Annotated in this window: 10 protein-coding genes; 1 reads left to right on the top strand and 9 read right to left on the bottom strand. The window is 38.4% G+C overall.

Annotation, left to right across the window (positions count from 1 at the left end; all coding sequences use genetic code 11):
• Positions 1 to 59: 59 nt before the first annotated feature.
• The 7 genes from EFY79_RS19665 to EFY79_RS19630 form a co-directional block, all read right to left on the bottom strand.
• Positions 60 to 1,346, bottom strand: coding sequence for an MFS transporter (locus EFY79_RS19665; protein WP_123122463.1), 1,287 nt, complete (start codon positions 1,344 to 1,346; stop codon positions 60 to 62).
• 49 nt (positions 1,347 to 1,395) lie between these two features.
• Positions 1,396 to 4,188 (bottom strand): TonB-dependent receptor, encoded by a 2,793-nt coding sequence (locus EFY79_RS19660; RefSeq protein ID WP_123122462.1) that lies wholly within the window; start codon positions 4,186 to 4,188, stop codon positions 1,396 to 1,398.
• Between the two features lie 11 nt (positions 4,189 to 4,199).
• Positions 4,200 to 4,772: a carboxymuconolactone decarboxylase family protein gene (locus EFY79_RS19655; protein WP_123122493.1), complete on the bottom strand. Its 573-nt coding sequence runs from the start codon at positions 4,770 to 4,772 to the stop codon at positions 4,200 to 4,202.
• 92 nt (positions 4,773 to 4,864) lie between these two features.
• Positions 4,865 to 6,526 (bottom strand): MFS transporter, encoded by a 1,662-nt coding sequence (locus EFY79_RS19650; protein ID WP_123122461.1) that lies wholly within the window; start codon positions 6,524 to 6,526, stop codon positions 4,865 to 4,867.
• A 738-nt stretch (positions 6,527 to 7,264) separates the two neighbouring features.
• Entirely contained in the window at positions 7,265 to 8,353 is a 1,089-nt protein-coding gene (locus tag EFY79_RS19640) for a hypothetical protein (protein ID WP_123122459.1), read from the bottom strand.
• A 321-nt stretch (positions 8,354 to 8,674) separates the two neighbouring features.
• Positions 8,675 to 9,235, bottom strand: a complete 561-nt coding sequence (locus tag EFY79_RS19635) for a hypothetical protein (RefSeq protein ID WP_148041982.1) — start codon at positions 9,233 to 9,235, stop codon at positions 8,675 to 8,677.
• Between the two features lie 246 nt (positions 9,236 to 9,481).
• Positions 9,482 to 11,521: a glycoside hydrolase family 65 protein gene (locus EFY79_RS19630; RefSeq protein ID WP_233578064.1), complete on the bottom strand. Its 2,040-nt coding sequence runs from the start codon at positions 11,519 to 11,521 to the stop codon at positions 9,482 to 9,484.
• Positions 11,522 to 11,750: 229 nt separating this feature from the next.
• Between EFY79_RS19630 and EFY79_RS19625 the strand changes: the two genes are divergently transcribed.
• Positions 11,751 to 12,701 carry a hypothetical protein gene (locus EFY79_RS19625; RefSeq protein ID WP_123122457.1) on the top strand — a complete coding sequence of 317 codons (951 nt, stop codon included), beginning with the start codon at positions 11,751 to 11,753 and terminating at the stop codon, positions 12,699 to 12,701.
• A gap of 123 nt (positions 12,702 to 12,824) precedes the next feature.
• Here EFY79_RS19625 and EFY79_RS19620 read toward each other — a convergent pair whose 3' ends face one another.
• Together EFY79_RS19620 and EFY79_RS19615 are read right to left on the bottom strand one after the other, a co-directional pair.
• On the bottom strand, positions 12,825 to 16,172 hold the full coding sequence (locus tag EFY79_RS19620) for a VCBS repeat-containing protein (protein ID WP_233578063.1): 3,348 nt from the start codon (positions 16,170 to 16,172) through the stop codon (positions 12,825 to 12,827).
• Positions 16,173 to 16,219: 47 nt separating this feature from the next.
• Positions 16,220 to 19,570, bottom strand: a complete 3,351-nt coding sequence (locus EFY79_RS19615) for a VCBS repeat-containing protein (protein WP_123122456.1) — start codon at positions 19,568 to 19,570, stop codon at positions 16,220 to 16,222.
• Positions 19,571 to 19,764: the final 194 nt, after the last annotated feature.

The following is a 19,764-nucleotide window of genomic DNA, read 5'->3' as shown; positions in this document are numbered from 1 at the left end:
TTCTTTTTTTAAATTTTAGAAAATATTTTCTATTCCAGTCCGTTTCATGCCCTTCCGTTTTAAGGAAGTTCTGCCACAAGTGTGGCCCCACCCGGCTCGTTTGTCTCAATGGAGAAATCACACAATGATTCATCCGTAAATACAATTAGAAGCAACCCGATAACAAACACAAGTGAAAAAATAAATATCGCGTTACCATAGCCGCCAAGCGTTGTTACCAGCATTCCTATAAATAAAACGGCTGTGGCAGTAACAATCCTTCCAACATTAAAGCAAAAACCCGTAGAGGCTGCCCTGATGCCGGTGGGGAACAAGTGAGGTATAAACACCGACAGCGTGCCCTGGCTTCCACCAAAGAATAAAGCGAGTAACGCAATCTCAATGTAAATGATGTTTGTAAACGTTGCGTTTGTCTTAAACAGGACAAATGACAGCAAAGCGCAAACGGAAAAACAGATGAGCATTGATCTTCTTACTCCTGCAAGATTAACCAGCCATCCTGATAAAAAGCCGCCAAGCAGACCACCGATTCCCATAAACATCATGCTTAAACCGCGTTCTTTTTGACCGTCAGAATTTGTCACGAGGCTTTGAATCCACGTAGGCATCCATGAAAAAATTGCCCATAACCCTATCAACATCGACCCGAATATGGCTGCGCCAAAAACGAGGCTGCGGCGGTTATCCTGCGAAAATGCGGAAATTTTAACTGCATTCAATTCACTTTTTTTCGCTTTATGCATTTGCCAATTTGCAGATTCTTTTATTACCATCCAGCCAATAAAGGAAATAATAATGGGGATAAATCCAACAAAAAATCCGAACCGCCAATAAGCGATGAGGTAATTGATAAGTCCCGCCGAAAAAATCCCTATTGGGAAAGCAATAGATAAAATGCCTATATATATTGCTTTACTGGAAGCCGGCCAGATTTCGCTCATAAAAATAATTGAAACGACCAACACACCACCCACCCCAAAACCGCTCAAAAACCTGCAAATAACCATAAGCCACCAATTGGGCATCATTCCTGTCAACACAGTAAATACCCCATAAAAAGCGATTGACATCAGCAATGATTTTTTCCTGCCGATCCTGTCGCTGATGATGCCCCATACGAAACCGCCGAAAGCCCACCCGAAAATAAAAATGGCGTTAATATAAGCGCTGATTTCATTCATTTCTGTTGGGCTTTTATTTCCGGCAAGGTCTGTTGTAACTACGGGCAAATACACAGACATCAGCGTAGAAACTGCACCACCAAAGGCTGTGCTGACAAAGCATATGGCGAAGAAAAGCTTATGATAAGCCGAAATCTTTTTTTCTCTTAAGGCGATATCTTCCATTTTTTGCTTGTTCAATAATTAGATAAAAGTGTTCGAAATTAATTCGCGTTTATTTTTTTAATAATCCATCGAAAGTTATGGATATATAATAGATAGCGCCTATTGCCGGCGATCCATAAGACTGGTAAATCTTGTTATTGAAAATATTGCTTGCACCAAGTTTAATGGTGGAATGCGCTTTGGGCAATTTTTTATTTACCTGGAAATCCACAAGGGAATAAGCATGAATCCTGCCCGGCATCATACCGTTAAAAGTTCCAAACCAGTCAAACGCGCTTTGCCAATGCCATGACAAATTGAATCCAAAGCCTTTGTGTACATCACTATTGCCAAAAGTGACATTGGTGCTATATTCCGGGGTATTAAATTGTGCCACATTATTTGGATCGGCATTTTTCAGATTAAAGGAAGACCATGTCATGTTTCCACCAAGTGTATAGCCTTTATCAAAAATGTAGGTGAGCCCCAGGGATACGCCCTGTGCCGAGACTTTATCAGGCGCATTGGTATATAATTGGAACGCATGAACTTTTCCATCCAGAATATCGGTGGCGGCGTCAAAATTGATTTTTCCATCGCTGCCATACACATCGTGTTGCGGCTGTATTACCACCGTATTCAAAATAAAATCTGTGTAGGTGCTATAGTAATAGTTAATATCTACCAAAAATTTATTTTGAAATAATCCTTTATATCCAACCTCAAATGCTTTTTCCTTTTCCGGTTTAATATAGGCAACATTTGATTTTTTCAACAGATCTTTATTGTCTGAAACTGCCTGTGGAAAAGGAGTTCCATTCGCCGATGCTGCTCCAAAGGCACCTCCGAATGCGCCAACTGATGCTGCAGTAAATGAATTCTCATATACGCCCATGCCCTTACTATTCCGGGGCGCTCCACCCAAAATAGTGATCGGGCCAACGTTTAACTTAATAAACTGATCAACCGGCGTAGGATTTCTAAATCCCGTTTGATAAGAAGCACGGAAATTATGGGTATTAGCAACGGTATAAACTGCTGACAGGCGCGGCGTAAAGCTTCCATCAAAATTTTCGTCTTTGTCGTATCGCATGGAAGCAGTTACCTTCAGCTTGTCATCAAACAATTTTTTTGCTGCCTGCACGAAGGCTCCATATTCTTTTATAGTTACTTTGTTGTCCTTGTCGTCAAATAAGCTTCCGTTGGTAAACATATCATAATAACGGAAGCTGCCACCAGCAAGCAATTCAAATACTTTTACCTGGTTGCTAAAATCGTATTGCCCTTCCGTATGATAAAATTTACTATTGCTGAAAACACCAGCGCCACTTAACCCATAATTATGAATGGAAGCGTCTTTGGCGGCTTTAAAATCTTTGGAACCGGGCGCAAATCTTCCCTGGCCGGCAAATGCACGCGCAGCGCTGTTATCGTTCGCAGTCACCCCCGATATAGTACCGTTAAAAGCGGCCTGGTACCTGTTAAACCAAACATCATCTGCCTGGGCCGGAGAAACCACATTGCCGTTCAAATCTTTCACCCACTCACGGTTGATGAATTGAGCTAATGAACGCGTATTGTATGAATCATGAGAATTTTCAGCCACCGCATAGCTGCGCAAAAAATAATTTGATCCTTTCAATTCTATCCTGTGGGTTTGAAGCACAAAGTTATTTAGGTCGAAACGGCTGCTGCCGGTGTAGCTGGCGGTTCCTTTGCCGAGATTGTATTGATAAATCAATTCCAGGTTATTGGCAATGCGATAATGCAGCGCACCATTCAGTTTGAGGCTATATACATTATAATTCATAAGGTCCTTTTCCTCATAGCCGGTTCGCGAAACAAGCCCAATGCCAGGCAGTGTTTTTGAAACTTCATCACCATAAATGTTCAAAGCATCACGGCCCGGATTATTAGGGCCTCGGTTTGCCGCGGGGGTCTGCGCACTTACATCCGTATAATTTGTGGCGTACCAATCGGTGCCTGCCAGATAAGAAGCATTTATTTTAAAAGCCAATCTATCATTAAATGCCTTTGCATAGCGCAAAGCAAAATCACCCAGCCCTTTGGGGTTTACTCCTTTTTCCCCCACATGATTTAGCCCGGTTTTGGCATGGATGGTTAATCCCTGGTAATGAAATGGATCTTTGGTATGAATGAGCAACGCCCCGTTAAAAGCCATTGGCCCATATAACACAGAAGCCGCGCCAGGTATGATTTCCACACTTTCGACATCAATATCTGATGCCCCGAACAAATTGCCGACAGCAAAGTTTAGGCCCGGCGTTTGGTTATCCACTCCGTCCACCATTTGAAGAAATCTTGAATTTCCGGTAGTGTTAAATCCGCGGGTATTCATTTGTTGATAAGTAAGGCTACTACTGACTACCTCCATGCCTTTTATATTTTTAAGGCCGTCGTAGTAAGTTAAAGAGGGATTCTCAGTAATATCTTTCAGCGTCATCTTTTCGATAGTAACCGGCGACCGCAGAATATTTTCTTTAACCCTTGATGCCGCAGTTACTACCTCATTAAGAAAGGCCGTTTTGGGCAGGAGTGAAACATTGACAGACTGGTTATTACTTGTAATTTGGATTTCTTTGTTTTCATGACTAACAGAAGTAATCAAAATATAAAAAGGCAATTTTTGTTTGTTTACTGTCAGGTCAAATGTGCCGTCTTCAGCAGTAATGGTCCCTATTAACTTATCCTTTACGTTGATACTCACCGCCGGTAGAGGTTTACCGGTCTCTGAGTCAGTAATTTTACCTGAAAGTTTTATTTCCTGCCCCACCGATCGCAAAGAGAGGATTAGCAGAAACATCCAAATAGCCGTTTTAATAGCAATAGTGCTTTTGTTCATTGTTTTATTTTTTACTTTTTATTTTCTTTTTTTAGATGATCATATCCTTGTGGCAATCGCATGTATCCATAATTGACAAGCCTTTCAGCCAAAACCTCATAGTAGCTCTCTTCCTTAGGAAGTGAAGTGGCCATTCCATCTACGTAGCGGTTATACATACAAAATAATGCAGCGATTAAAACGGTATCATGAATTTCAATATCGGTGGCGCCCGCACCTTTGGCCTTCTCTATACTTTCTTCAGTCACGCTTTTACCGCTGATTCTTGTCAGAGAAGCTATTTCAAGAAGCGCTTTCATTTTTTCACTGACAGGAGCGGTAGCAATATCCTGTTTTACTTTCTGAGAAGTTTCATGATCACCAATTAATAAATCCGCCGTAGCAGTATGCGCAGTAGAACAGAAAGTACATTGATTGCCATTAGAAACTACAGAAGCAATCAGTTCGCGTTCGCCCTCCGTTAGAGACGACGGCCCGCGCATCAATACTTGTGTTAACTCGCGAATGGGCTGGCCACTGTCTTTTCTATATTCCAATAACCCGGTAATGCCCGGCAGATGGTCTTCAAGTGGTATGTAGGGCATAATTTTTTGTTTAATAATTTTAGAATTGTACACTCAAGCTCTTCTTTTAATTTTCTGCAAATCACCTCAGGAATTATAGGTCACCTGAACAACTAAAAGTTTTCAACGTTGTCACTGCTTTCATCGTACGCTGAAATATGAGAAAGTTGTTCTGCTGTAATTTCTTCTAACTGCCTTTTCCTTGTTTCTACCCCAAAAAATATAATTGACAAGGCGGCCAACACCAAGGGAACAGCCCCTATAATTGCTGTGGCCGCAATTGACGGCGGCGCAATGGCAAATACAACAAGCGCGATGACCAGCACGCCCCCAAACTTGCTGAAACCTGCTACCAGGCCGCTTCCGCGCGAACGTATTCTTGTCGGATAAATTTCTGCAGCATACGCCGATAGAATGGATATAACGGAACTAATGCCCCATATAGGAATGACAAGCAATACATAAAGCCAGACTTTATGTTGCACTATTGAATTGCCTGCAAATAAAAAACCTACCATAGATGCAGCCGTTAGCAGGGTGAGAAGAACGATTGTTTTTTTGCTGCTCCAGAATCCATATATCCACGCTACAAGAAAATTAAGCGGAAAACCAATAAGCGCTGCATTGCGAAGGATGGCAAAAGAATCGGCGCTTGTAAACCCAAGATGCTGCAGATTGGAAGGAATCCAAAGTTCAAATCCAAATTCAACGAAACCTCCTCCAAGAGCAAGCAGTGTCAAAGTGGCCGTAATGCCTAAAAAAGGCGGGCGAAACAATTGCTTAAACTGATCCTTGATTCTGGTCTCAACATGAATTGTCATGATTTTTTCTTTGATAGCAACCGCGCCATAACGTTTCATCACTTGTTGCGCTTCTTTAAACCTTCTGTGATTAAGCAGGTAACGCGGTGATTCGGGAATCCAGCGATTTAAAAGAATGAGCATGAAGCCGGTTGGAAAACCAATCAACCAAAGAATCCTCCAGCTATATTCCGGAACAAGCCATGAAGCCAGCGCGCTTGTAATTACGTAAGCTCCTGCAATATCTCCACCGATAAGAACCATCAACCAGCCCCTGTGCCGTGCGGGAATGCTTTCCGCCATGAGCGTAAAAAGAACAGGCAACATGCCGCCCACTCCATAGCCCATCAAAAGGCACATAACACAATTCATCCAAAATTCGGGCATGCAGCCACAGGGGCTTGTTGCAATAAATGTTACACCCGCCATAAGAATAGAAGACCTGCGCCCGATTTTATCGCCCAGCCATCCCCATAAAAAAGATCCCAACACGGTTCCTGTAATTCCGCATAAAGGAAGAAACGCCACGGGGATAATCCCGTCCGGATTTACAGGTGATTTAAGCCCGTACTCCCTTGCCATACCAGGCACAACAAAAGACAAAATTGTAGGCTTCATCACATCTATAGTAATTGCGATAGCCATAACGAACAGCAATCCAATGTGTGTTTTATTAATAGGTGCATCGTCAAGTGCACGAACCTTAAAATGGTAATCGTTGTTTTCTTTTATTGCTGATGCAGGCAGAAGGCTGTAAAGCGTAATGGCAAGCCCTATTATAGAAAGCGCCATTCCCACATACATGCCGGTGCTCATGGGCATACCCACCAGCTTGTAGTCCATGCCGGCAGCATTAGTGTACATAGGAATTTGCAAAGCCACGCCAACGGCAACAGATAAAAAACCCACCCAAAATGCGGACTTGCTTCTGAAATTAATTTTTTGAACAGGGTTATTTAATTTAGTATCTCCCATATTTTTAAGAATCCTGATGATTTAATTTTAATTACTAAAACTTATTAATTATTTTTTGTTCATTTTTTATATAAAATATAAAGTCATTCTGTACACCAAATCATAATCACGGACGGTAGAACTGGTCGATTGGAATGTGCGGCATAACAATTATTTTTCTTACAGATACCATTCAGTAAACAAACAATTTTTCCTTTTTTTTATCCTGATAATAACAGGGAATTTATTTTTCCGGTTTATAAAAAAATCTGATATTAAACCATTCAAAAAAAGAGGCTCCCGATAGGAATAACAGAGCCGTATTACTTGATTTACGAAAATTTTCCATTCAGAATCGCTTTCTGAATTTTTCAATACGTTGTAAGCGCTTTCTCTCCCGTTTCATAATCTGCTGCTTTTATTTTTTATTTTTTTTATCATTTGCTGTTTTAAAATTTTTCCGGAATCAAAAAAATACTGATATTAGTACTTTAAAAAAGAGGCTCCCGATAAGAATAACAGAGCCGTATTACTTGATTTACGAAAATTTTTGTCTTAGAATTTCTTTCCGAAATCCTCCAATAATTTGCAAGCACTTTCCCGCGGGTTTCATAATCTGCTGCTTGTTATTTTTTAGTTTTTTCATTGTTTGTTGTTTTAAAAAAGATTTTCTTAATCAAAAAACAAAACTTAATATTTTAAAAAGAGACTCCCGATAGGATTAACAGAGCCGTATTACTTGATTATAAATTTTTATTGTCAAAACCTTGTGGTGAACCCTACGTTTATAAGATAATCTGCAAAAGCTGCGTCTCCGTTCTTGTAAACACCTGTTTGCGCGGTAGTTTCTTTATCCGGAACACTTTGTGTACGACAACGAATTAATGCAACTGGCACTGCCAAAAAGAAGGTTGATTTTTTCACTGCCAGGTTTACACCGGGTTCGATATCAAAAATATATCCCGGCCTCCTGAAGCCTTCGCTTCCACCGATAAGATCATATACTGGTATTCCTTCAAGACGACCGCCTAATGCAACGGAGAGATTTTTCATGCTCCCCTTAAAACCATAATTCAAACCCAGCCTGGCCATATATTGGTCAGGCACGCTCATGATCGCTTCATTCCGATTGGAACGATAAGTGGGCACGCCATTTTGTTCTCTCGGATTGATGAGATAATATAAATTGCCATAGATTCCCACAAGAGGCGTAAAATTATAAAAGCCATTTGCGGCAGCAATAATCCCTGTGCCGCCATCTCCTAACTGGATTGACTGGTCAACCGTACGAAGCTCCTTTGTTGAATCATTGACCGGAAAATAATCCTGGTATTTATAATCTCCCGTCGGAAACTTTAAACCTAATCCCAATTGGATATTTCCTTTATGTGCTTCAGCAGGATCCATCATCCAACGGTATAAAGTGATGTTCAAATCGCCGAGGCCAAAAGAATGAGTAGTGTACCGCTCTTCATTTCCGAAGCGTGCGCGTTGAGATCGTGAAGTGGACAAAATCGGAAAGCCCACCGACAACGACAAGCGCCTGTTCAAATCGCGTGAAACAGAAAAATCAGTTGTATTGACATGATTGATCACTTCACTACGCTCTTTGAGCCTTTGTTTTTGCTGGACTGTACCCACAAAATGTCTGAACGAATTGAAATAACGATTGCTGATATTCAATTGCCAGATATCAGGTTTGGTTTCACTGGCCATTTCATCGGGATGTTGCATGGTGCATAGACTGCCACCGGTAGTACGTATTGCAACACATCCCTGTGCATGTAAATAGTTATTAACAAGCAATAATAAAAAAGTGCTAAGTAGTGTTGAGAAAATCCTTCTCATGAAAAATGTTTTTTAATAAGCCGTTATTGATTTCAAATTTTTGATTGTTGCCCGATGCATTCGGGATTCAGAAAAACGAAATCGGAAGTAAGATTCAATAATAATTATCTGAAGGAAGGCCGCAACAAATCAACGAGCCTGATTCTTTGGCTTTATGGAACTCCGTTTTGCTGCCTTATAAAAAGGCTATTTTGAAACCATTGAAATTGCCTTCAAAACGGGTAAACCTTTTTTACCAGAAAAGCAAAACAATACAATAAAGAAGATCCCATAAATTTTTTAAAGAATCGTCGTCTTGTGCGGCAGGCTTGTAAAGCCTTGTCAGGCGTTATAATCGGGCGGGCGTTCGGAAGAAAGCAGAACAACAAAAGGTAATGCTTCTGCTTTTAAAGACAGCCATTGTTGATCTGGGGTTAATGGAGAATTTATTTCTATCCCAAAAGAAGAGTTATCAAATACGGATAAATATTTTAAAACAGAAATGGAGGAATTATCTGCTTTTTTCGGATTTTGATTTTGAGCCAAATCGTTAGTGAGTTTGAAGAAATCATTTTTTGCAGTTTGCAATTTCATCTCTTTTGTATTCGGAATACATTTCAGATAAAGCGTATCGTTGGCCAGCTTTCTTTTTACATATTTATATTTCACACCGCCGATTTCAATTTCGCCATCGTAGCGCTGGTAAGATGACCAGCTTGTTTGGTAGGGAAGATTAACAGGAACTTTTAATTCAATTAATTGCGACTCATCATAATGATTATTATCCAGTGCCACCTCCAATTGTTTGTTAGCCTGCGTTTTCATAAAATCGTACATCAGCCGGTATCCAAACCAGTTGAATGCGAATATGATGAGAAAAAATATGGCAGTTATTTTCTTCAATGCAAACGTTAAATAAATAAACAATACTCCTGCAATATAATATTTTCTCCGGATTTAATATAAAATAAAAAAATATTTTCTTTCTCAAAAAAGATAGGCCGGCTACCGGTAATAAGGATTATTTGTCAAAATAAAAATCTTCATTAAAAATTGCTTTACTACCCGCCTCTTTTGTATTATAATATTATAGTGACAGGATTATTCCAAATTATTATAAATTATAAAGTGGACCTTTTAATTCCAAATTCACTTCAATCCATTTACAACAAAAGTTTTTTTATCTTTTCCGATGCCTGTCAATCTAAGTGATCTCCAATGTTTTGGCAAAACGCTTTTTAACTGAACAATGCCATTGCGTGTAATATCAAGGCCGCCAAAACCAAAAAGGACGGCTTGCAAATATCCACCAGCTCCTGTTGCAAAATATGGATTAGTTCCGCCGGCAGTTTCGGCCATCACACCAAATGGTGGTAGTTTATTGGGGATATAAGTTTCCTCAAAAGCCTTCCATGCCTTTTCAGGTTCCTGGAGTCGTGCGTGCAATATGGTAAAGATAGCATGCGTCATTGCCGGGGAGCCCTCTCCTACCCTGCTTTCGTAATAATCAAGGTCTTTTTTTATTTGCGCAGAATCGGTAATCTCTTTTAAAGGATACGCCAATAAATTTACATCGGCCTGTTTTATTTTGATACCATCATAACCGGCATATTCTAATGTGACACCGTTAGCCGACTTCATAATCGGGATATTATTTTTCACATTTAACCAATCGGTATCAACAGGCTCGTGTAATATTTCAGCAGCCCAAACGGCATATTGCAGATTGGCTTTTGCAGCGGCATTGGTAAAAGCATTGTTATCTACGTTTTCGGCCCATTCATCGGCCGCCACTACATTATTTATATCGTAATGTCCCGGGCCATTTCTTTCTACGCGGCTTGCCCAGAAATCAGCGCAGGCTTTTATCATGGGAAATCCTTTATCACGCAGCCAGGACGTATCCTGCGTAACACAAAAATAATTCCACGCAGCAATGGCTACATCGGCAGTTATGTGATGCTCAAAGGGGCCGCTCAACGCCCACACAGGTGTTTCTTCATTGCCGCTGGCAGCGCTTTCCCACGGATACATCGCTCCTTTATAGCCATGTGCAAATGCATTGTGCTCTGCTTCTTTCAATCTTTCAAAACGGTATTCCATCATGCTTTTCGCCATGTCGGGGTGCAATACTAAAAGCGGCGGAAACATCCAAAGTTCTGCGTCCCAAAAAACATGACCGTTGTATCCAAGGCCGCTCAAACCCATTGGCGACGGGCTATACGCGGTTCCTCCCCGTACAAAAGAATACAAATGATACATCGCAGAATGAACATCACGTTGGCTTGCTGCATCGCCGGTAATTTCTATATCACTTTTCCAAAGCTTGTCCCAGGCTTCATCATGAAACTGAATTAATTTTTTTGCGCCCTGCAATTTTGCATAGATAACATATCGTTGTGATTCATTGAAAGGATCTTCATGTTGCGCAGTCGTAATAGATGCTCCGGCAATCGCGAAATGGTAAGTAGTGCCGGCTTTTAAATTTTTTTTAAATTTTAAAAGATGCATATTATTATCCCACATTTCATGAATCAGTTCCGGTTCGGAATCATGAGGCTCGTCAAATAAAAAAGTAGTGCATGATCCGAAAGTTAATTTTCCTGTCGGGCTTTTGGCAACGGATGAAAGTAAGCTTATTTCCACATGCGGCCTGTCAATCTGGTTGTAATAATTTTGAACATCGCGCAACTCATCAGGTGCCTGCATCACGCTCGCCGGAATTATTTGAATATCTTTTTTAGCAGTTATAGTAACATCTACCAAAACATTATAAGGTAAATTTCTCAAAGCATAATAAGTATAGGAAACGGTAGCTTTATCCTGGTAATCGAATGTGGTATTTAAATTCGCATGTTTCATATCCAATATCTGCTTCATATTTTTCGAATCTCCTTCGCCAATACGATGCCCATCAATATCCAGGTACATATCTACAAGATTGAAGCTTTGCAAAAAGTTGCTGACCATTCCACGGCCATACTGATCATAAGCGCCATTTAAAACAACGGTTTTACATTTTAAAGGGTCGGCGGAAGACACAATTCCGATCATTCCGTTAGCAACCGTTTCGCCATAATAATTGGATGGGTCTATTTTGTTGGCAACAATTTTCCAGGGATCGGTTGTTTGGGAAAAGGAATAGCAAAAAGAAAAAGCAAAGAAACTAAAGAAAATAAATCTTTTCATCTATTGAAAATTTAAAAGAATTATAACAGCAATTAAATGTAAACTAAATTGTAACAATTGGAAATATAATCCTCGCTAAATTGTAAGATTCTTTCTTATAAAACGATTGTTGAATTCGATTGTTCATTTCCCTTTATTTTATATTAATTGATCCTTTATATTTGAAAGATTATCGGTTCAATAAGTTCCATTTGTTACTTTGTAGCGCTAATAATTCGTTTCCAAAAAAATGAAAAAAATTCTGATAATTATTTTATCGCTGATTATTCTGCTATCAATTTGCTCTTATGTGTTTATTCCTGAAAAACTGGAAATAGCTACGGTGGAATTGGCGAATTGTAATATTAACGGAGTTTCCAGAACGATACACAATTCACATGGCTGGAGGAAATGGTGGCCAGGTCCAGACAGCCTGCGCCACAATACCAAAGCTGACTCGATATGGTATTACTATAAGGGATATCATTACCATCTGGATGAGAAATTGTATGATGCTATAAAAATTCAAATAAAAAATAAAAAAACTAACATTGAAAGCACCATCCATATTTTCAGTTTGAATTTTGATTCGGTTGCTATAGAATGGAAGTGTAGCTTCTATGCGGGCATTAATCCCATAACAAGAATATTGAAATACCGGGAGGCCAAAAGCATCCGGAATAATATGACTCAAATTCTTTCGGGGCTTGTCTCGTATTTGGAAGACAAAAGAAATATTTATGGCTTTAATTTTCACGTCATAATATCAAAAGATTCCACGCTGGTTGCTACAAAAATAATTACGCCAGACTATCCTACCACTTCTGAAATTTATAATTTAGTCGGAAATCTAAAAAAATATATAAAAAGCGAAGGAGCCAAGGAGAACAATTTCCCCATGCTTAGTGTAAGAAAATTAGAAAATTCAGAGTTTAAAACTATGGTGGCAATACCGGTAAATAAAAGGCTTAAAGGAAAAGGAGAAATATTTTATAGGCGTTTCGTTCCATGGAAAGTATTAACCGCCGAAGTTTATGGAGGCAACATCACTGTAGAAAAAGCCATGCATCAAATGAATGTATACATGTCCGATTATCAACAAACCGCTATGGCCATTCCATTTGAATCGTTGGTAACCGACCGCAGCAGGGAGCCGGATACTTTAAAATGGATTACAAATATCTACGTCCCTGTGCCATGAGATGATGAATAGGATCAGGCTTCATGTATAAATCTTCGGGATTTTCGAACACCCTGTTTACTTTGATAGTTTCAAAAGTCAACCCCATTGCCCAGTAGACCAATAAATTTCTATAATTTTTTTTTATTTTTTTAAGTGCCCCGTAAATTGAATTACCATTATGCTATCATTATTTCTTGCGAGTATATAAGCTTTTTTGTCGCCTATCTGTATTTCGCTAATATGACGTACCTGCCCTTTTATTTGCAAGCCATTTAGTGGCTCCGCTTCAAAATTACCCTTCCCCTTATTGAGAAGTATAGTTCCATAATCGGCATCATTTCTTCCCATTTGAATATTATTTTCATAATAATTTCCGGCTATTAAAATATCAGGCAAATTATCGCCATTGGCATCTACCACCACAGCGGTTTTATAAGTGGACAACTGGGCCTGCCAAGGCAAATGCTGAACTGAAAAGTTTAATTTACCATCATTCAGAAGAACTGCATTTGAAAAGTAATTTGCCGTGAGAGTATCTGCGTTTTTTAGTTTTTCTTTGACAAAAATGTCGTTGAGCGTGGCCTTTGCAAAATCCTTTGCATATAAAAATCTTTTTTTGATTATTGGCATCTGTTTTTCCAATTCTCCAATACTGGCAAACTCAATTTCTTTTCCCTGAAAATAATGAGTCAATACCTGTTCCTTCTTGCCATTATCGTCAAAATCGTTATAATAAAGTCTTACGGGTTCTTTTTCGGAAGCTTTTAGACGGCTATTTAATCCTAAATTTCCAGCTATGAAATCAATGTTGCCATCATTATTCAAATCCACCGGCAACACAAAATTCCACCATCCTTTTTTATCAGAAAGAATCTTTTTAGTAAATACATCACGATGATTAATGAATGCCACTATGCCACCCCATTCTAAGGTTAATATTAAATCTTTATTACCGTCGTTGTTAATATCATACCACAACGCAGAAGTCACCAAGCCAATATCAGACAACCCTTTTACATATTTATCCGTTACTTCTTTAAATTTCCCCGTTCCATCATTTTGCAATAAGTAAGATTTTGGAACTTCACCATATTTCCACGGAACTGATCTTCCTCCAACAAACAAATCAACATTACCATCATCATTAAAATCGAACGGTTCCACACAGGAAGCATTTACAAATAAATTGTCAAAAGCATTCTCAAGTTTATGAAAAATCCCCTTTCCATCATTAAGATAAACCCGTGGAGTTAACATAGTGTCCTTACCATAAAATTCGTTACCGCCGCTTGCAACTATTAAATCGGGAAACCTATCATTATTGACATCAGCGAAACAGGCTCCTACATCTTCATAGGTACTGTCTTTATCCAAATCAGGTTGGGCAGTTTTAATAAATTTTCCTACTTTGTTTTGTACAAAAACAGCCGGTTTCTCCCACTTTGAAGACCCTATAAAAACATCCTCTAATCCATCATGGTTAATGTCGCAAACCGCCAATGCAGGCCCTTCGGTTGAAAGCATGTGAGGTATCAGAGGTTCACGATTAAATTCCTGAAATGAATTTTCTTTATGCTTGTATAAAAGGTTGGATTTTGAAGTAATATCTTCCATTGGCCTTGCAGAATTTTTCCAATAGGACGTGATACTGGCAAAATCAAATTTCGGAAGATCTTTTTGATAGGCAATTTCTATCAATTCATTCACTTTTGAATAGCGGATGTGTTGATAGGTATTATCAGGCCAAACGAGTAACATAGAATCCACTTTAGCTTTATATAACCCGATATGAATTGGTATTTGCATGCTCGATATAAAACCGTGAACCGGATAATTCTGATATGACCTTATTTGTCCATTCGCATACACCAGTATCCTGGCTCCGATCGCATTAATATTTTTTTCTGGTCCTTTTAATTTAATATCAAGATACGGCCTGGCCCTTTTATCATTGGTCGCATTCCTGTAAAGGAAGGCAGGATGATCTATATTGTTGACAACAATGTCCAAATCGCCGTCATTATCCAGGTCCGCATATACTGCGCCGTTGGAATAAGAGGCTTCATTTCCTTTTATTTCATCTTCAATATCCTTAAAAGCCAAATTACCTTTGTTTTCAAAGAACCGGTTGAGTATTTGTGTTTCCGGAAGTTTATCGATCAGCGTTATATCATTACCGCTTAGTTGGTCAGTCCGAACTTTTGTTTGCAAAGCATCACCCGATACGTAATTGATATAATCAATATCATTCAATCTTTTTGTTATCCCGTTTGATACAAACAAATCTTTTAAGCCATCATTATCAAAATCCATTAATAAAGGAGCCCACGACCAGTCAGTTGAAAAAATTCCGGAATAGAAACTCACTTCGCTAAACATTCCATTGCGCCGGTTGAATTGAAGATTATTACGAGAATATTGATAATTATATCCATAATCAATCTTACTTAAAAAGAGATCATACTCACCTTCGCCGAGCACTCTTTTGTCTATTTGCGGATCTTCCGACAACATATCCATAGAGACAATTTCGGGATACCCGTCATTATTCAGATCTGCAGCATCCACTCCCATAGTATAACGGCTTGTATGCATAATTTCATTATTCAGATCCTCCTTAAAAGTTCCATTATGCTGATTAATATAGAGATAATCATCTTCATGAAAATCATTGCCCACATATATATCCGGCCATCCATCAAGATTAATATCCGAAACACAAACGCCCAGCCCATATCCCAGTATGGAGCTGTATATTCCTGTCTTTGTGGTAACATCTGTGAAGGTGTTATTCCCATTATTTCGGTAAAGCCTGTCGCCGGAATATGGGTTTTTAATTTGTATCAATTTATTTCTCGGGCCAAAAGTTCCATTCTGATGAATAGTGTGATTCAATAAGTACATATCAAGGTATCCATCGCCATCATAATCGAAAAAAACAGCCTGTGTGCTAAAACCAGAAAAATCTAAACCGTATTGGTGGGCCTCATCTTTATAATAAGGAATTCCATTTTTATTGATTCCCTGGCATATTAATAATTGGTTGTGACTCTGCAAAGTTTGGTAATGCCCCACCCTGCAAATGTAAATGTCAAGCAAGCCGTCATTATTGATATCAACAACGGAAACGCCAGTTGACCAGCCGCCATCTTCAGGAATGTGCGCTTCCTCAGTTACATCTTTAAATTTCAAACTTCCCTGATTGAGATATAATTTATCGGCCTCCTGATTAGACGCAAAAAATAAATCAATCTTTCCATCATTATTAAAATCCCCTGCGCCGATTCCGGCGCCGTCATAAAAATATAGGTATTTAAAAATATTAAATTCTTGCGTTGCGGTAAGTCTATTTTCAAAGTGTAAACCGGTTTGTGTATCATTCATCAGTTCAAACACGGGTGGCAATTGATCTTTTGGTTTGCATCCCGAAAAAAAAACAGCAAAAACAAAAGTCACAACATTGATGAAGAATAAATTAACTACTGACAACCTATATTTACACCAATTGAAATATAGAAAAGAACTACATTGTTTCATCATTGTGTCAATCCAGAGTGTTTATTTTGTAAGCCATTTTTTAATTCATATAAGGCCGGGTATTGATCATTTATCAGAAATAAAATTTTAGGGTCATTTTTACCGGGAATTTTCACGATATCTCTTACCATTCCTTTTACATTCAACCCTGTTTTTTTTTGATCAACCCATGTAAAATTTCCCTTACCGTCATTCAATAATATGTCTCCAAAACTTGCATCTAATCTTTCAAATTGTGGAAGAAACGTATATAAGTTTCCACCAAGTACTAAATCCGGAAAGCCATTTCCATCAATATCCATTGGAAGGATGGAGTTAATTGAAGAAAGTTGTGTCATTTTTGGTAATTTTTTGATTTTAAAATTACCGTTCCCCTGATTAATAGCCACAATTGAAGAAGGGTAATTAAATTCTTTTATTGTTGCTTTTTGCAGTTCTTCAGCCGGAAGCAAATCTTCTATTGATTTTTTTGCAAAATCTTCATGGCTCAAATTTTTAATTTTTATTGATGGAATGTCATTCTCTAAGTCACGCTTTAGAAAAACAGGCTTATCCTTTTTATTGACAGTGTAGGTAAGTATTTTATTTATATAATTACTCTGATCAAAATCTTCAATCCATAATTTTACCGGATGAGCTGAGTCGGGCTTCAGGTAAAAATTTTCTCCAATGTTACCAAAAATTAGATCCATTTTACCATCACCGTTTACATCTAAAGCAGTTATTGTTTGCCACAAACTAAATAATTTATTCAGGTTCGATTTAATTTCTATAAAATGATCCCCATTATAAGCGAAAATTCGGGGAGCCATCCATTCGCCCGTTACAATTAATTCTTTGGAAGTATCACCAACTACATCTGCCCATACAGCGCCGGTCACCATTCCTATATTGGCTATATCCGGATTTTTTGTTTTAGCAATATCTTTAAAATGACCCTGGCCATCATTTACATAAAGGTAACTGGAAGGTGAAACGCCATAATCCCTTGGATAACTTCTACCGCCAATAAAAAGATCGGGATAACCATCATGATTAAAATCATAAGTTATAGCCACTCCTGTATTCATACCATTTGGAGGAAAAGCATCCACGTCAATAGTAAAATTTCCTTTGCCATCATTTTTATACAACCGGCTTTGCATTTGCCTGCTATAAGGTGTATTATTATTTCCTCCGGGCCCTACATACAGATCAAGATCACTATCATTATCTGCATCAAAAAATAGAACAGCCTGATCTTCAAAATCAGCATACTGATCAAAAATGGGTTCTTTCTTTTTTACAAATTGGCCGGATTGGGTTTGAAGATATAATTGGCCAGGATGATCTTTTGTACCACCAATGTAGACATCATCCAATCCATCACTATTTACATCGCCTACAGCCGCTTTGGGGCCTTCCCTGGAAAGCATTTCGGGGATATTTTTTTCGTAATAAAAATCAATATTATCATCTTCCTGGTGCTTCTCAAAAGTACTTTTTACAGGCTCTAAAAAAGAAGGTATTGATAGGCTTGACGTATCGGAATACAATTTTGCATTAGGCGGTTGATGAATTACCAGGAGGGTATCAATAGGTGGATTGAGATATTTGGAATACGTTCGGTTTGGCCACAATATTATCATCGAATCAATCTTACTATATTTTCCTAAGCCAACAATTTGCTTATAATCCACAGAAGATTGAAATCCACGGCTTGGTATTACCTCACGGCTTAGAATTTGATTTCCGATATACAATTTTATTTCACTACCAACGGCAAAAGTATTTTTATCGTTTCCTTTCAAAAAGATACCGAGATAATTGTTTTTATTTATAGTTCTTGAATTGTTTTTGTAAACAAAAGCCTGTCCATTTTCATTATTCACCACCAGATCCATTGCGCCATCATTATTGAGATCTCCATAAGCAGCGCCATTCGAAAAAGATGGTTGCGTAAATCCCCAGGATTCACCCACATCCTGAAATTTCAGATTACCAAGATTCCTGAAGGCATAATTTTTTAATGGATTTTGTGGGATTCGTTTCAATATTTCATCCACTCCTTCCTTTTTGCCACTGAGAATCATTTTCTGAATAACATCGTTGGCAAAAAATTCCATAAAATCAAGATTGGTAACATCCCTGTTTACGCCATTGCATACATATATATCAGTGTAGCCATCGTTGTCAGCATCAAATAATAATGCTCCCCAGCTCCAGTCGGTTGCTGAAACTCCACTATAATTCGCTATGTCAAAAAACTTCCCGTCTTTGTTATTTAATTGTAAACAATTTTTTACATACTGATAAGAAAATCCTGCTTTTATTTTACTGTTAAACTGCTCAATATCATCAAAGGAACCCATGGTCTTCAGCCGGTAGTCATTTTCAGGAAGCATATCAGTTGTGAAAATTTCAGGATAGCCATCATTATTAATATCGGCTATATCAGCGCCCATTGATGACAGGCTCATGTGTTGAAACCAGTCATCTGTTTCATCTTTAAAGGTTCCATTTTTTTGATTGATGTATAAGTAATCCCTCTCGTATGAATCGTTGGAAATATAAACATCGGGCCATCCATCTCCGTTGAGATCTCCCACAGATACACCAAGCCCAAAACTGATCAGACCACTGTGAATGTCTGCTTTGGTAGTAACTTCTGTAAAATGGCCATTATCGTTCCGGTATAAATGATTGCCACCTCCTTTTAGAAATTGAGCTACGTTCCATTCAGAATCAGGAAGATCACGCTCGTTGTTGTTGTTCAATGTATTTACAGGAATGGGACTATTATTAATCATAAAGCAATCCAAATCGCCATCACCGTCATAATCAAAAAAAGAAACCTGCGTTGTATAACCACTAATATCGAGACCATATTCATGAGCCTTCTCTGTAAAACTCATATTGTGGTTATTGACATACAGTTTATTCCGCCTGTTACCATTGGTCATATGACCTGAATTACAGATAAAAATATCAAGCCAGCCATCATTATTAATGTCAACAAGGGTGACGCCTGTACTCCACATGCTATCTTGCCGAAGGCCGGATTTAGCAGTAACATCCTCAAATTGGAAATTACCTTTATTCAGATAGATTTTGTTTTCCCCCATATTAGAGGTAAGTACTACATCAGCCAGTCCATCATTGTTTAAATCCCCAATTGCTACCCCCCCACCGTTATAAAAATTCCGGAAAAGAAAGCTGTTTTCAAGCTTACCGTCAGTTACTTTATTGTCAAAATTAATTCCGCTGGTTTCTATTAATTGAAATAAAAGAGTTTCCTTTTTTTCCTTACAAGAAGAGATTATTCCTAATAGTGAGAGTATAGTAAGAATTGAAACGTTGCGCAAACGCATAATCTTGAGAATTATATATTTTCAGGTATAAATAAAGATAACATAATTATAAAGGCCATTAGTTACTAATGGCCTTTATAAAAATCATAAATCTTTTCTTTTAGTAAGTAAACCCAGGCATCGCAGCCTGAGATTCTGTTAGAACGGTACGTAACAGTCTCCCGTTATACCGCTCCGATTTTCCAACCGTTGGT

The organism is Hanamia caeni (genome assembly GCF_003721595.1).
In the GTDB taxonomy this organism is placed as follows: Bacteria; Bacteroidota; Bacteroidia; order Chitinophagales; family Chitinophagaceae; genus Ginsengibacter; species Ginsengibacter caeni.
Note: the sequence above shows the minus strand (reverse complement) of the source record. Positions and strands in the feature narration are given on the sequence as shown.